Source organism: Streptomyces sp. NBC_00358 (assembly GCF_036099295.1).
In the GTDB taxonomy this organism is placed as follows: domain Bacteria; phylum Actinomycetota; class Actinomycetes; order Streptomycetales; family Streptomycetaceae; genus Streptomyces.
On the sequence record NZ_CP107976.1, the window covers coordinates 1,616,574 to 1,631,254 of the forward strand.

A 14,681-nucleotide genomic window follows, 5' to 3' on the forward strand; every position below is an offset into this window, starting at 1 on the left:
CCGGACTACCGGGCGTGGTCCCCGCCCCGGCGTACGACCAGGGCCGCGTTGGACCCCATGAGTCCCCTGCTGAGGATCAGGGCCGTGCGCAGTTCGGCGGGGCGGGCGTCCGACGTCACGACATCGAGGTCGTGGCAGACGTCGAACACGTTGGGGGTGGGCGGGATCTGGCCGTGCTCCATCGCGAGCACCGCGGCCGCGGTGTCCAGCAGGGGTGCCCCGCAGTACGCCCGTCCGATGCCCGTCTTGGGCGCCGTGACGGGGACCCGGGTGCCGTGTGCCCCCAGGGCGTCGGCGATGGCCAGGGCCTCGGCGCGGTCCGCCGCCGGGACGCCCAGGGCGTCGGCGAAGACGACGTCGATCTCCTCCGGGGCGCAGTCCGCCTCGGCGAGGGCGCCCCGGATCGCGTGCGCGAGTCCCTCCCGGGACCGCTCCCACTGCGAGGCGCCGGTGAAGGTGGCCGCGTGTCCGGCCACGACGGCCCGGACAGCCGCGCCCCGGTCGCGCGCACGCCGCTCGTCCTCCACGACGAGCATGGCGCCGCCCTCCGCGGGCACGAACCCGCAGGCTCCCTCGGTGAAGGGACGGTAGGCGCGATCCGGGTCCTCCACGGTGCTGAGCTCGGGGTAGGCGAGCTGGCAGACCATCGAGTACGGAGCCAGGGGCGCCTCCGCGGCGCCGACGACCATCGCGCCGGTGCCGCGCCGTACGCCCCGGGCGGCGTGCGCGATGGCGTCCAGTCCCCCCGCCTCGTCGCTCGCTACGACTCCGCACGGCCCCTTGAAGCCGCCGCGGATGGAGATCTGGCCGGTGCTGGCGGCGTAGAACCAGGCGATGGACTGGTACGGGCCGACGAACCGGGAGCCCTGGCCCCACAGTTTCTGCAGTTCCCGCTGGCCGAACTCGCCGCCGCCGGATCCCGCGGCGGTGACCACGCCGACGTCGTACGCCTCCTCGGGGTCGATCGCTCCCATGCCCGCGTCGTCGAGGGCGAGGACGGTCGCGGCCATAGCGAAGTGGCTGAACCGGTCCGTCTGGACGAGGAACCGCTCCTCGATGAGGTCCGCCGCGTCGAAGGCCCGGACCTCACCCGCCACGCGCAGCGGCAGGTGCTCGCAGCCCTCGCGGGTGATCCGGTCCAGAACGCCGAGGCCTTCCCTGACGGACTTCCAGTAGGCGTCGGCGCGCAATCCGTTGGGCGCGATCACACCGATACCGGTGACGGCCGCGCGCCGGGGGCGCTGAGTGCTCATCGTTTCCTCCCAGCCGGCCCGGTGAGGAGCACCGCGGACTGGAATCCGCCGAACCCGCTGCCGACGGAGAGCACATTCCTGAGCTTCCGGGGGCGTGCGGTGCGCGGCACGTAGTCCAGGTCGCACTCGGGGTCGGGGGTTTCGTAGTTCGCCGTGGGCGGCACCACCTGGTGCTTCAGGGCGAGGACGCAGGCGACGACCTCGATGGCGCCGATCGCGCCCAGCGAGTGGCCCACCATGGACTTGATGGAGCTCATGGGCGTCCGGTACGCGTGCTCGCCCAGGGACTGCTTGACCGCGGCGGTCTCGTGCCGGTCGTTCTGCCGGGTGCCCGAGCCGTGCGCGTTGACATAGTCGATCAGCGTGGGGTCGAGCCGGGCCTGGTCGAGCGTGCTGTCGATGGCACGGGACATCTCCAGGCCCTCGCTGGTCAGACCGGTCATGTGGTAGGCGTTGCCGTAGGTGGCGTAGCCGCCGATCTCGCAGTAGATGTGCGCGCCGCGGGCCCGGGCGTGTTCGTACTCCTCCAGGACCAGAACGGCCGCGCCCTCGCCCATGACGAACCCGTTGCGGTCGGCGTCGAAGGGCCGGGAGGCGTGCTCGGGGTCGTCGTTGTTGGGCGACGTGGCCTTGATGGCGTCGAAGCAGGCCATCGTGATCGGGGATATCGGTGAGTCGGACGCCCCGGTGATGCAGATGTCGGCCCGGCCCTCCTCGATGGTGTGGAAGGCGTATCCGACCGCGTCGAGTCCGGAGGTGCAGCCGGTGGAGACGGTCTGCACCGGTCCCTGCGCCCCGAACCGCTCGGCGACGACCGAGGCGAGCGTGCTGGGCGCGAACGCCAGGTGCAGTCGCGGGTCGGCCGCGCGGTGGTCGACGTCCCACCGCTTGCCGCCTTCGCTGACCTTGACGTAGTCGTGCTCCAGGCGGGTGGTGCCGCCGACGGCGCTGCCCAGGGAGACGGCGACGCGCCAGGGGTCTTCCCGGTCCGCGTCGAGTCCCGAGTCACGGACGGCTTCCCCGGCGGCGACCACCGCGAACTGGATGTACCGGTCGGCGTCCCGGACCAGCTCCGGGTCGAGTCCGTGGTCGAGGGGGTCGAAGTCGCATTCGGCGGCTATGCGGGAGCGCAGTCCCGCCGGGTCGAACAGCGTGATGCCGCGGGTCGCGGTGCGGCCGGCCGCGAGGAGGTCCCAGAACGCCTTGGCCCCGGTGCCTCCCGGAGCGACCACACCGACACCGGTGACGGCCACCCGCCGGGTCACTGTATGGCCCCACTTCGTTCGGACGGCTGTCCGTGGTCCGGCGCGGTCAGGTCGGGGCCGCCGATGACGACCTCGTGGCCGGGTGCGGCCTCGGACTCCTCCGTGTCGACGTGGCCGAGGCTCGGGCGCGGCGCGAGCGGGCCCAGGTGGAAGACCATGCGGGCCTCCTCGTCGCCGACGTTGCGGAAGCGGTGCCGCATGTCGATCGGGATCAACAGGCCCTGGTCGGGCCGGAGCGCGAACGCCTCACCGTCCAGGTCCACTTCGAGGGCGCCGCTGACCACGTACACGAACTCCTCGGAGTACGGGTGGTAGTGCTCGCCGATGCGCTCTCCTGGCTGGATGATGGCCAGGCCCATGAAGCCGCTGGTGGACCCCGCCGTGGCGGGCGTGAGCAGGGCCCGGATGTCGCCACCGCGCCTGCGGTTGGGTTCCGTCTCGCTCAGGTCCACGATGCGTGGATGGTGCTTGATCATGGTTGATACCTCCGGGTGTGGCGAGGACGTCGGTCGGGACGTCCGGGTACGCGGTCTGCGGCGGTCCGTCAGGAGCCGACCGAGCTGCGGTCGGTGATCGGCAGCATGTCGGCGTGCGACAGGAGGCGGTTGATGTTGCGTTCCGTCCCCAGGGAGCCTTCGACGCCGATCGCGGCACCGTCGAGGAGGCGCTCCAGCTCGGCGGCCTTCTTGGCGCCCTTGAGGCCCAGGGAGGCGACGGGGTCGAGGTCGAGGTCGCCCACGATGTCGATGAGCCGCACCACGATGTCGTCGCGCTGGAAGACGGTGCTGCTGTACACCGGGCTGTCCTTGTCGTCGGCCGCGGCCTCGTCCTGGTGGGCGAGCAGCCGGGCCAGCTCCATGCCGCAGCCGGTCCGGGCGGGGTAGTACAGCGCGTGCCGGCTCAGCTTCGCGGGCTCCTTGCGGCCGGAGACCACGTGGTGCACGGCGGGGAGCGCCGCACGGGTGAAGAAGACCCGCGCCGATTCGGGGTCGCTGAGGTCCCGGTCCTGCTCCAGGTAGGGGTTGATGGCCTCCTCGACCGCCCTCACCTCGGGCTGGCGCGATACGTGCCGCAGCGCGGCGAGCAGGTCGCCCTCCACCTCGACGGCCCGCACGACGCGGTTGCCGTGCATGAACAGCGAGGTGCGGCGCAGCCGGGTGGTGTCGTCGACCTGGGCCTGGGGCGACTGGTAGCCGGCCAGGATCTCGGCGACCTTCGACTCGGACCCGGGCTTGACGGTGAACGTGAGGGCGTGGCGGGCCACTCCGTTGCCCACGCGGGCCTCGACCTGCCGGGGCGCCCTGACCGACTCCGGGGTGAGCGGCTCGGCGGGACTGGTCTCGCGGAGGATGCTGTAGCGCATCGACCGGGTGTCCCGGACGCAGCTGTGCATCGGCCGGACGGTCTCGACGTGCTCCTCGCTGTTCACCCAGGCGAGGAAGGGCGGGGCACTCTCCCACTCGCTGGTGATGAGCCACTGCGAGGGGTTCTCGATCGACTGGCAGAGCTGGTCACTGATGTGGCCGGGTACCGAGGCGACCTGGTTGCGCATGAGTTCGTACGCGTCGAGGAACTGCTGCTGAGCGCCTTCGTACAGGTCGAGCAGCAGGATCACCCGAAGCTTCGAGCCGTCGAAGGCCGACTGCGAGATACGTCCCGAGACAGTCATTGCGGCACACCTCTCCTCTTCGTCACGGAAGTCAGGAACGACCGCGGTGTCCGAAACGCCGGGGCCGCCATGAACTGATCGTTGACGTGAGGCCGGAACTCCGCGAGTCCCACGGGTCGGACGAGTGAACCGCGCGCCATCCGGGTGCCCCTGCCGAGCGAAACGGTCCACACAGGGCATGGAATCTGCATCCCCATTCCTCACTCGCGTCGCAGCCGACGCTGGAGGCAATCAATGAACCGATTCGAAGAGGCCGGCGAGAACGGTCTCCACACGCCCGTCCTCATCGTGGGCGGCTCTCTGGTGGGCCTGTCCACGTCGCTGTTCCTGGGGCGGCTCGGCGTGCCGCACATCCTCGTCGAGCGCCACGCGGGGACCTCGATCCACCCGCGCGGGCGCGGCAACAACGTGCGCACCATGGAGATCTTCCGGGTGGCCGGGGTGCAGCGGCGCATCGAGGAGGCCGCCTCGGTCCTCGCGGACAACCACGGCATCCTGCAGACGCCGACCCTGGTGGGCGATGCCGGGGAGTGGCTGTTCAAGGAGATCGACCCGGGCGGCGGGCTGGCCCGGTTCAGCCCGGGCGCCTGGTGCCTGTGCAGCCAGAACGACCTCGAACCCGTACTGCTGGCGAGCGCCCGGGAGCTGGGCGCCGACCTGCGGTTCTCCACGGAGCTGCTGTCGTTCGAGCAGGACTCCGAAGGAGTGACGGCGAAGGTCAAGAGCCGGGAGACCGGTGAGCACACCACGATCCGCGCGGACTACCTCGTCGCGGCGGACGGTCCGCGCAGCCCCGTCCGCGAGGCGCTGCGCATCGGGCAGACCGGGCCGGGCGACCTGTTCCACAACGTGAGCCTCACGTTCACCTCCCGCGGACTCGCGGACGTCGTCGGTGACCGGCGGTTCATCGTCTGCTATCTGACCGATCCGGCGGCCGACGGTGCTCTGCTGCCGGTGGACAACAAGGAGCACTGGGTCTTCCACGCCCCCTGGCATCCCGAACACGGCGAAACCCTGGAGGAGTTCACCGACGAACGCTGCGTGGAGCACATCCGGCGGGCGGTCGGCGTGCCGGATCTCGATGTGGAGATCACCGGCAGGGCGGCGTGGCACGCGGCCGAGCGGGTCGCCGAACGGTACGCGCAGGGACGGGTGTTCCTGGCGGGCGACTCGGCCCACGAGATGTCACCCACCGGGGCGTTCGGCTCCAACACCGGTATCCAGGACGCGCACAACCTCGCCTGGAAGCTGTCCGCCGTACTGGCGGGCTGGGCCGGCCCCGGACTGCTGAAGTCGTACGACGCCGAGCGCCGGCCGGTGGCGGAGGCGACGAGCGCACGCGCCTCCTCGCGCTCGGTCGAGCACAGCCACCCCGGGTACACCCCGGAGCCCGGAGCCGGCGGGCAGGGCGGCCCCGGCGGCAGGAAGGGCGGCATTCTCAATGTGGCGCTCGCCTACCGCTACCCGCGGGGCGCTGTCCTGGGCGCCGATCCGGCCGTTCCGGTCGTGCCCGAGGGTGTACGGCTGACGGGCGAGCCGGGGACCCGGGCACCGCATCTGTGGCTGACCCGCGCCGGCGCCCGGATCTCCACCCTCGACCTGTACGAGCGTTCCCTGGTGCTGCTGAGCTCGGCGGACGGCGCCGGCGCGTGGCACGCGGCGGCGAGCGACACGGCCCGGCAACTGTCCGTCCCGCTCGACTCGTACCGGATCGGCGGCGGGTCGGAGGCGGACCTGGTCCCCGCGGGCGACACGGACTGGGCGGCGGTCCACGGCGTCACCGCCGAGGGTGCGGTACTGGTCCGCCCCGACGGCTTCGTCGCCTGGCGGTCCGAGGGCCCCGCCAAGGACCCCCGTACGACCTTGCGGAAGGCCCTGCTCGCGCTCCTGGACCAGGCCTGACCTTCGTCCCTGGCGGGCGGTCCGAGGGCGTCGCCCGGTAGGGACGGCCGACCGCCGTCCCCCGCGGTGCACGGAGAACGGCCGGAGGCCGTATCGGAATTCCGATACGGCCTCCGGCCACGACTTCACAGTCGGGACGACAGGATTTGAACCTGCGACCCCTTGACCCCCAGTCAAGTGCGCTACCAAGCTGCGCCACGTCCCGATGCGTCCCCTCGCGGTTCCCCGCGTGAGCGCACGTCGAAACCCTACCGCACGTCGGTGGATGGCCGCGCACGCATTGTCATCGTCCCAGCGTGCGATGTGTCGACGTCCCGGAATCCGGGCGGCGGTGGAGTCGCCGTCACGCCGGATCGTCCAGGTCGGCCGCCGCCACCCGGAGCGCGTCGGCCAGCCGGGCGGCCGGCTCGGTCAAGGGGCTCGGAAGGCGGGCGAGGACGAGGCGGCGGCGCTCCTCCGGGCCGCCGTGCACGGACAGGATCCGCACGCCGGGCGGCACGGCGGGGACCAGCGAGGCGGGAACGGTGGTCAGACCGCAGCCCGCGGCCACCAGGTGCAGTTTGGCCAGCCAGTCACGGGCGGTGTGGGCGATCACCGGACGCTCGTCCAGTCCCGGCCAGACGCCCATCAGCCGTTCGTCGCCGACGGACGAACCGGCGATCCAGCGCTGTCCCCGCAGGTCGGCGATGTCGACGCAGTCGTGGGCGGCGAGCGGATGGACCGCCGGCACCGCGAGCCGCAGACTGCGTTCGGCGAGCGTCCGCACGGCCAGCGGCGGCGACTCGCCGTCGAAGGGCCGGAACGGCGGCGCCGAGGCGAGCAGGGCCAGGTCCAGGGTTCCGGCCCGCAGCGCCCGGACCAGCGCCGGGGTGCTGCCCTCACGGGTGCCGACGGTGATCGCCGGGTGGCTGCGGCGCAGTGCGGCGACGGCGCGCGGCAGCAGGACGGCGCCCGCGCTGGCGAACCAGCCGGACCGTCCCGGCCTCGGCGGGCAGCCCCGCGAGTTCCCGTGCCGTCGCGTCGATCTGGTCGAGCACCGTCACGGCCCGGCGCAGGACGACGTGCCCGGCCGCGGTCAGCCGTACGCCGTCCCTGCGCCGCTCCAACAGCGGTGCCCGTGCGGCCCGTTCGAGCGAGGCGATCTGCCGGGACACGGCGGACTGGGTGTAGCCGAGCGCGCCGGCCGCCGCGGTGAGCGTGCCCCGTTCGGCCACCTCGCGCAAGACACGCAGGGAGACGAGCGAGACGTCGGTGAAGTCCATGACGATGACGCATACCAGACCTGAGCAGGTTTCGTTGGACGCATGCCCGGGGTGTTCCTAGCGTGGTGGGCATGACCAACGCACGCATCGCCCTCGTCACCGGAGCCAATCAGGGGCTCGGCCTCGCGCTCGTCGAAGGGCTCGCGGCCCGGCTGGACCGTGGCGACCTGGTCCTGCTCACCGGGCGCGACGCCCACCGGGTCGCCGACGCCGTCGCGCGGGTCGACGCCTCCGCTGCCACCGTGAGCCGGGTGGAGGGCCGTGTCCTCGACGTCACCGATACGCGGGCCGTGCGGGAGCTGGCGGCCGAACTGGGCGCGCGGCACGGCGGGGTGCACATCGTGGTGTCCAACGCGAGCGCGATGCTGACGCCCGAACGGTCGCAGTCGGAGCAGGCCGACGCCTTCATCGACGTGGCCAACGGGGGCGCGCACGCGGTGCTGCGCTCGTTCGGCCCGGTGCTGCGTCCCGGTGGACGGCTCGTCGTGGTGGCCAGTTCGCTGGGCACGCTGGGCCATCTCGACGCCCGGTTCCACCCGCTGTTCGACGGTGTCCCGCTCGACGGGGTGGAGGCGGCGGTCGAGAGCTGGCGGGCCGCCGTGCACGCGGGCACCGCGGTCGGACTCGGCTGGCCCCGCTGGATCAACGTGCCGTCCAAGGTGGCCCAGGTCGCCGCCGTGCGGGCGGTCGCGGCCGAGCGCCGGGAGGCGGACCTGGCCCGCGGGACGCTGGTCGCGGCGGTCTGCCCGGGACTCGTCGACACGCCGTTGTCGCGCCCGTGGTTCTCCGACTTCAGCCAGGCGCAGACCCCGGCGCGGGCCGCCGTCGCGATTCTCGATCTGCTGCTGCGCGAGAAGACCGATCCGGCGCAGTACGGCGAACTGGTGCGGTTCGGTGAGGTGCTGCCGTGGCACGCGGGGAGGCCGCCGCGTCACCAGGAGCGGCTTCTCGACTCGTAGGGGCCGTGTGGGCCCCGGCCGGTGGTGGGTGGCGCCGAGCGCGCTTCACCCACCACCGGACCACCGGTCAGGCGTTGGGGTCGAACGCGATGCCGGCCGGTTCGGCCTTCGCCAGGTGGGAGTTGAAGTTGCCGTCCTTGAGGCCGAACACGGCACTGCCGAAGTCGTACGCGCTCAACTTGTCGCGCAGCCCGGCGGGGTAGCCGTTCCAGCCGACCAGCGTCGGGAACTGCCAGGTGTGGTAACTGTTCTCCGGCGGCTCGTCGTTGGTGTTCGCGGGGCGGAAGCAGTGGGTGCCGATGCCGTCCTTGTGGTAGACGACCTTGGGGTGCGTCCCGTCCCAGCGGATCTGGTCCCGTGGGTAGATCTTGAAGCTGCCGTGGGCCGACGTGGAGACGTACTTGGCCTCGTTGTCCTGGACCCACACCACGACGTGCTCCCAGTCGTTGCGGTGGCCGCCGAGGCCGCTGCCGACGACTGCCTGGTCCTTCTCCATGTAGAGGCCGTAGATGATGGCGCACCAGCCGTTGTTGCACTTCTCGCGGGAGTACCCGTTGGTGTTGTCGAGGTCCCAGGAGTCGTGGCAGTGGCCGTTCAGGGCCCCGGAGGGATTGAGGCCGGGGTTGATGGTGCCGTCGGGGCCGATGGCCGGGGTCGGGTAGCAGCCGTCGGTGTCGTAGTCGAAGGCCGGCTGGAACGTCGACTCCAGTCCGTCCGCGTTCCCGGGCAAGGCGGTCGGCGGGTCGGCGAGGGCGCTGCCCGGGAAGGCGACGACCAGCGCGACGGCGCTGCCGAGGACGAGCGAGACCTTGCGGGTCCGCGAGCTTCTTGTCACTGCTTCCTCCAGATCGACCGCGGCGTGGGGGCGGGGCAGACCAGGCGGTCGTCTTGGCATGCCCAGGTCACCCTTTCGGGCGGGCACGGAAAACACCAGAGGTCGCGGGTGTCGGAGCGATGACGGATACGCCAATGAGGAGGGTGGGGCGGCCCGTTGGGGGCCATCGGGCCCCTTTTGACCCCAACTCTCCTTCGCTGAAGACCAGTTGGTGTCAAGGAGCAGGAGTCGCCGGATGGCCCGACGGGGCCGGTCCAAGGACCCGGCCCCGTCGCCCCGGGCCTGGGCCTACGCCTGGGCCCCGTCGCCCCAGGAGTTCTCGCTCCTCGGCTCCCAACCCTCGTAGGCCGCCGTCAGCAGACCCAGGACACCGTTCGCGGTGACCTCGCGGGGGTTGGGATACGACTCCGCGGCGACCTGGGTCGCGGCGCGGACCAAGTCGGCTTCCTTCAGGCCGAGTTCGGCGAGGGTACCGGGAGCACCCAGGCCTCGCGCGAGCTCCCGCACGGCGCGGGGGACGTCGTCGGTGTCCATGGCCCGCGACAGGACGGCGATCGCCTGCGGAGCGGCGGGCGCGTTGTAGGCGAGGGCGTACGGGAGGACCACGGTGTGGGTCTCGGCGTGCGGCAGACCGAAGGTGCCGCCGAGGACATGGCACAGCTTGTGGTGCAGACCCATGGTCGTAGCGCCGAGGCAGGCACCGCAGAGCCAGGCGCCGTACAGGGCCCGGGCGCGCGCCTCCGGATCGCCGGGGGCCGCCGCCACGTCGGGAAGGGCGCCCGTCATCGCCCGTACGCCCTCCTCCGCCATCAGGGAGACCAGCGGGGAGGCGTCGGGGGCGTACAGCGCCTCGACCGCGTGCGCGAGGGCGTTGACGCCGCTGGTCACCGAGAGCGGGACCGGGAGGCCGAGGGTGAGCTCGGGATCGTAGACGACGCACCGGGGCTGTACGGAGGAGTCGCGGCCGGTGCGTTTGGCCCCGCCCTCGGTCAGTCCCCACACCGACGTCATCTCGGAACCGGAGTAGGTGGAGGGCACGGCGATCAGCGGCAGGCCGGTGCGCAGCGCGATCGCCTTGCCGAGGCCGATCGCGGAGCCGCCGCCGACGGCGACACAGCCGTCGGCACCGGCCGCCCGCGCCACCTCGACCGCCTCGTCGGCGACCTCGACGGGTACGTGCATCCGGGCGCCGGTGTGCACCCCCACGCAACTGTCGCCGAGCGCGTCCGCCACCGACCGGGCGACGTCCGCGCCCCGGCTGCCGCACACCACGAGCACCCGGTGCAGCCCGAGCCGTGCGGCCTCCCCCGGCGTCGCGGTCACCGCGGCGCCGGGCCGGAAGACGACGCGGGCGGGCCGGGTCTCGTAGGAGAAGTCGAGCGGAGTGTTGGGCGGGGTGGTCAAGCCGGCTCCAGTACGAGTTCGAAGTGGGCGTGCCGGAACGGGTTCGTGACGCCGAACTCCCGGGCCAGCGACGGATCGTCGGTCTCGGCGAAGTCCTGGACGAGGCTCTTCTTGACGGCGAAGACGGCGTCGGAGTCCAGATACGGGCTGCCCGCCACGAAGATGTGCGTGGTGACGGGGGCGTGGCCCTCGGCCGAGGCGATGAAGTGGATGTGGGCGGGGCGCCAGGGATGCCGACCGGTGGCCCGGAGCAGGGCTCCGACCGGGCCGTCGGTGGGGATCGGGTAGGGGCTCGGCACACAGGTGCGGAAGCGGAAGCGGCCCTCGGCGTCCGCGGTGAAGAGCCCGCGTCCGTTGCCGGGCGGCTGGACCTCCGGCCGCTGCACGTCGTAGAAGCCCTCGCCGTCCGCCTGCCACACGTCGAGGACCGCGCCGGGCAGCGGAGTCCCGTCACCGGACAGTACCCGGCCGCTGACCACGCACGGCTCGCCGGTGCCGACCAGGTCGATGGTCGCGCCGAGTTCCAGCACGGGCGACTCGGTCATGTGGAACGGGCCGAGGACCGTCGACTCCGTCGCGCCCGGGTCGCGGTCGCCGTTCAGCGTCTCCATCAGCATGGAGACGCCGAGCACGTCCGACAGCAGGATGAACTCCTGCCGGGTGTCCGTGCACATCCGGCCGGTCGCGGTGAGGAAGCCGACCGCGCTCTCCCACTCCCCCGCGGTCGGCCGGGTCTCGCGGACGAAGGCGTGCAGATGGCGGGTGAGCGCGCCGAGCAGTTCCCGCAGCCGGGGATCGGCCGTGCCCTCGAAGCTGTCGACGACAGCGTCGGTGATGTCCGTGGTGTATTCCGTGGCCATGCCGCTCCTGTGGTCCCGCCGGTCGTCCTGCCGGGCGGTATCAGGCTCTCCGACTGTTGAGGGTTTCGCTCAAGGATCCTTGGACCGGGGATCCCCGTGAGTATCGCCGATGCGGAACGCGTTGGACGGTGATCGGCCCTCACTGGGTCAAGGCCCCATGTGCGCGTACGGGGCCCACGACCGTGGGCTGAGCGGACAGCGCCCGCGCAGGGCGCGGGTCACGCGGTGCATCGCCTCGGCGGGCGGCACGCCCTCCGCCAGGAATCCGTACAAGGTCGTGGTGAACTCGGTGGCGTCGCCGTCGGCGGCCTCCCATCACGGCTTTGCAACTCGTGTGGCCCCCTGCACCCAGCACGACATCGACGACTGGCCGGCCACCGACATCTGGGTCCACCACCTCGCCCGGACCTTCCCCTGCTGTTCGCCCACCTCTGAGTCGGACCTCCCCGATCCGCCTCGACCAGGTCACCCGCACGGAGGGCGGGGTTGCACTCACGCTCGGTACCAGCCGACCGACCTGGTCTACAGCAGTTTGTCGAGGGTGATGGGGAGATCGCGTACCCGGATTCCGGTGGCGTTGCAGATGGCGTAGCCGACCGCGGCGGCGGAGCCGACGGTGCCGAGTTCCCCGCAGCCGCGAGCACCGAATGCGCTGATGACGGGGTCGGGCCTGTCGACTCTCGACCCCGAGCAGTCACACATCGTTCTCGTCTACACCGCGGTCCCCGGCAGCGAAAGCCACAAGAAACTACAGCTCCTCTCGGTCATCGGACCCCAGCACGTCGTCCCGCAGACACTCCCGAACGCGTGAACGCATTGCACAGGTTCTGATGGCTCGGCCTACCGATACGGTGTGGCACCGCTCCGGGCCGATGGCACGGGGCCGCTCGCGCCGGTCACTTCCGCTCCAGCGCGGCCAGCCGCAGCTCAAGCTGGTCAACCCGGTGCCGAAGCAGGGTGACCTGGGCTTCCAGGCTGACCTCCCGCTCCGCCCTGCGCTGAATGCGCGGTGATGCGGCGGCGCGCTCGATCACCGCGTCCAACTGGACCAGGCGCTGCGGCCCGTTCGGACCGTCCACCAGCCGGGACCGGATCTCGCCATTGCGGTACCAGGACCGCAGGGCCGAGCGGGAGACACCGGTCTCGGCTTCCGCCTTGGCCAGCGTGACCCAGGGTGTCTCGTCCAGCCGCTCGAACAGCTCCAGCTCATTCTGCCAGCGCGCGAGCCGGTCCTCCCAGTCCGACGGTGTCTCCATCACACCCTCCCTTCACCCCGGTGACCATATCAATAACAGTGTATTGACACGGTTGCGAGCATGGAGACATGTCATTTGAAAGGTTCACGGTGGAAGCCCGCAAGGTGGTCGTCACGGCTCAGGAGGAGGCGAGGCTGCTCAAGCACCACCACATCGGCACGGAGCACATCCTGTTGGGGCTGCTCGACGCGACGGACAGCACGGCGGCGAAAGTCCTGCACCAGCTCGGGTACGACAAGGAGACGGCGCAGATCGACATCGCCGCGGTGGTCAAGCCCGGCACGCAGGAGCTGAGCGGCCATATCCCGTTCGCGCCGCGCGCGAAGAAGACGCTGGAACTCGCCCTGCGCGAGGCGCAGCAGCTGCACCACACCTGCATCGGTACGGAACACATCCTGCTCGCCCTGGTCAGGGAAGGCGAGGGCGTCGGCGCGCGGGTACTTGCCGAGCGGATCAGTCCGATCAGCAGGATCCGTGCCGCGGTGCTGGCGTCAGCGGAAGGACCGCAGGACGTCGCGGCCGGCCCATGGCCGGCCGGCACATCCGCCACCGAGGACACCGTGTCCGCCGCCAGCGCGCTGGCCGGTGGCGCACCGGTCGGCAGTCATCACCTGCTTGAGGCGATGCTGCGGGCGGAGAACAGCATGGCGGCCAAGGTGCTGCGGGAACTCGGGGTCGACCCGGACGCGGTCGCCGCCAAGATCGACGAACTGGATCCGGAGACGACCACGGACGCGAACCCGGAGGAGGCCGCCGCGCGCAAGATGGAAATCCGGCTGGTCGACGATGAGGTCCACCTGATCCTGCGGGACCCGGCAACGGTCACGGCCGCCAAGAAAGTCACCGAGCTGTCCAACGGCCCGATCCAGGGCGTCGGGCCGGTGGCCGGCATGTTCGTCCCGCTCTGGCGGTCGACCAACGAGCTGCTGCAACAGATCCAGCGTGTGCTGGAACCGGAACCCGGAGACGAGGACGGATCCGCCGCGAGCAACGTGGCCAAGGTCGTGCGCACGGCCCTCGCGCCCCGGCTCCGCCGGTGACCGGCGGATCAGCGGGCCGGAACCTGTCGGTGGGACAGGCGAGGACGGGGGCGTGGTGAGCGACGATGCGCCGGCACCGTTCTCGCCGACGACCAGGACGTCGTTCACAGGCGCGTTCGCGGCGCAGGCGTAGCGCGGCGCCTGACAGGCCGTCGCCGCCGACCGGCACGCGCTGGTAGTCGCGCCTCGCCGAACCGGCCGAGGCCGGCCGGCCTCGGGAGGCTTCTCCAGACACCGGTGATGCGCGGGCGACGCGCGCCACCGGGACCGGATTCCCCCGGCGCCCGCTGGACCGACACCCTGTGGCCGACGCCGGATGATGCGCGATGACCCTTTCCCTGGGGCATCGTTGACCTGGAGCATCACCCCCGCACCGGACGCACGGAAAGTATGATCAAGCAATGTCTGACTTGACCGAAACCACGCCCGGCTGGCTGTCCCGTGACGAACTGGAGTCGGCCCGCGCCCGCATGCCGATCCTGTACGTCGAAGCCGTACCGGTACGCGTCGACGACAACGGCGAGGTCACCCACATCGGGCTCCTGCTGCGTATCGGTCCGGACGGGACGGTCAGCCGCAGCCTCGTCTCCGGCCGGGTGCTGCACCACGAGAAGGTCCGCGACGCCCTGCTGCGCCATCTGGAGAAGGACCTCGGCCCGGTGGCTCTCCCCCGGATCCCGGCCTCCCTGCATCCCTTCACCGTCGCCGAGTACTTCCCGACGCTGGGTGTCACCCCGTTCCACGACCCGCGCCAGCACGCCGTGTCCCTGGCGTACATCGTGCCGGTGACGGGCGACTGCCGCCCCCGGCAGGACGCCCTCGACCTGGTCTGGTTCAGCCCGGAGGAGGCCGCGTCCCCGGTGGTCACGGACGACATGCCGGGCGGTCACGGGGTCCTGCTGAAGCAGGCACTGGCGTACGTCGGACGGATCGCCTGACGCGCAGGGCCGGCGCACCCGGCGGGCCGGGGGACGGT

At 71.6% G+C, this 14,681-nt stretch carries 13 protein-coding genes, 1 tRNA gene and 1 pseudogene; 4 read left to right on the plus strand and 11 right to left on the minus strand.

The features are described from left to right. Positions 1-5: 5 nt before the first annotated feature. The 4 genes from OHT01_RS06640 to OHT01_RS06655 form a co-directional block, all read right to left on the minus strand. Positions 6-1,253, minus strand: coding sequence for a ketosynthase chain-length factor (locus OHT01_RS06640; protein WP_328552187.1), 1,248 nt, complete (start codon positions 1,251-1,253; stop codon positions 6-8). Continuing rightward, complete coding sequence (locus tag OHT01_RS06645) at positions 1,250-2,518, minus strand: beta-ketoacyl-[acyl-carrier-protein] synthase family protein (RefSeq protein WP_328552188.1); 1,269 nt, start codon at positions 2,516-2,518, stop codon at positions 1,250-1,252. Before OHT01_RS06645 ends, OHT01_RS06640 begins: the two co-directional genes overlap by 4 nt. Next, positions 2,515-2,994: a cupin domain-containing protein gene (locus OHT01_RS06650; protein WP_328552189.1), complete on the minus strand. Its 480-nt coding sequence runs from the start codon at positions 2,992-2,994 to the stop codon at positions 2,515-2,517. Before OHT01_RS06650 ends, OHT01_RS06645 begins: the two co-directional genes overlap by 4 nt. Before the next feature lie 68 nt (positions 2,995-3,062). Then, positions 3,063-4,187, minus strand: a complete 1,125-nt coding sequence (locus OHT01_RS06655) for a SchA/CurD-like domain-containing protein (protein ID WP_328552190.1) — start codon at positions 4,185-4,187, stop codon at positions 3,063-3,065. A 234-nt stretch (positions 4,188-4,421) separates the two neighbouring features. On the opposite strand from OHT01_RS06655, the gene OHT01_RS06660 reads away from it, so the two are divergent. Then, positions 4,422-6,089, plus strand: a complete 1,668-nt coding sequence (locus OHT01_RS06660; RefSeq protein WP_328552191.1) for an FAD-dependent oxidoreductase — start codon at positions 4,422-4,424, stop codon at positions 6,087-6,089. Positions 6,090-6,220: 131 nt separating this feature from the next. Here the strand turns inward: OHT01_RS06660 and OHT01_RS06665 are convergent. Further along, positions 6,221-6,294: transfer RNA gene (locus tag OHT01_RS06665), tRNA-Pro, on the minus strand. Positions 6,295-6,432: 138 nt separating this feature from the next. Beyond that, a pseudogene (locus OHT01_RS06670) lies at positions 6,433-7,351 on the minus strand (LysR family transcriptional regulator). 71 nt (positions 7,352-7,422) lie between these two features. Between OHT01_RS06670 and OHT01_RS06675 the strand changes: the two are divergent. Then, the gene (locus tag OHT01_RS06675) at positions 7,423-8,310 is read left to right on the plus strand and encodes an SDR family NAD(P)-dependent oxidoreductase (protein WP_328552192.1); all 888 of its coding nucleotides are present in this window, start codon (positions 7,423-7,425) and stop codon (positions 8,308-8,310) included. Between the two features lie 67 nt (positions 8,311-8,377). On the opposite strand, the gene OHT01_RS06680 is transcribed toward OHT01_RS06675, so the two are convergent. The 5 genes from OHT01_RS06680 to OHT01_RS06700 form a co-directional block, all read right to left on the minus strand. Next, positions 8,378-9,145 (minus strand): NPP1 family protein, encoded by a 768-nt coding sequence (locus tag OHT01_RS06680; protein WP_328552193.1) that lies wholly within the window; start codon positions 9,143-9,145, stop codon positions 8,378-8,380. Positions 9,146-9,433: 288 nt separating this feature from the next. Continuing rightward, positions 9,434-10,549 carry a maleylacetate reductase gene (locus OHT01_RS06685; RefSeq protein WP_328552194.1) on the minus strand — a complete coding sequence of 372 codons (1,116 nt, stop codon included), beginning with the start codon at positions 10,547-10,549 and terminating at the stop codon, positions 9,434-9,436. After that, a complete protein-coding gene (locus tag OHT01_RS06690; protein ID WP_328552195.1) occupies positions 10,546-11,409 on the minus strand; it encodes a dioxygenase family protein in 864 nt (287 codons plus the stop codon). The genes OHT01_RS06685 and OHT01_RS06690 overlap by 4 nt, the downstream gene beginning before the upstream one ends. Positions 11,410-11,931: 522 nt before the next feature. Continuing rightward, positions 11,932-12,111, minus strand: coding sequence for a hypothetical protein (locus OHT01_RS06695; protein WP_328558431.1), 180 nt, complete (start codon positions 12,109-12,111; stop codon positions 11,932-11,934). Positions 12,112-12,305: 194 nt separating this feature from the next. Further along, a complete protein-coding gene (locus tag OHT01_RS06700; RefSeq protein ID WP_310434864.1) occupies positions 12,306-12,665 on the minus strand; it encodes an excisionase in 360 nt (119 codons plus the stop codon). 68 nt (positions 12,666-12,733) lie between these two features. On the opposite strand from OHT01_RS06700, the gene OHT01_RS06705 reads away from it, so the two are divergent. Both OHT01_RS06705 and OHT01_RS06710 read left to right on the plus strand, forming a co-directional pair. After that, entirely contained in the window at positions 12,734-13,705 is a 972-nt protein-coding gene (locus tag OHT01_RS06705) for a Clp protease N-terminal domain-containing protein (RefSeq protein WP_328552196.1), read from the plus strand. 401 nt (positions 13,706-14,106) lie between these two features. After that, positions 14,107-14,643 (plus strand): NUDIX hydrolase family protein, encoded by a 537-nt coding sequence (locus OHT01_RS06710; protein ID WP_328552197.1) that lies wholly within the window; start codon positions 14,107-14,109, stop codon positions 14,641-14,643. Positions 14,644-14,681 lie beyond the last annotated feature (38 nt).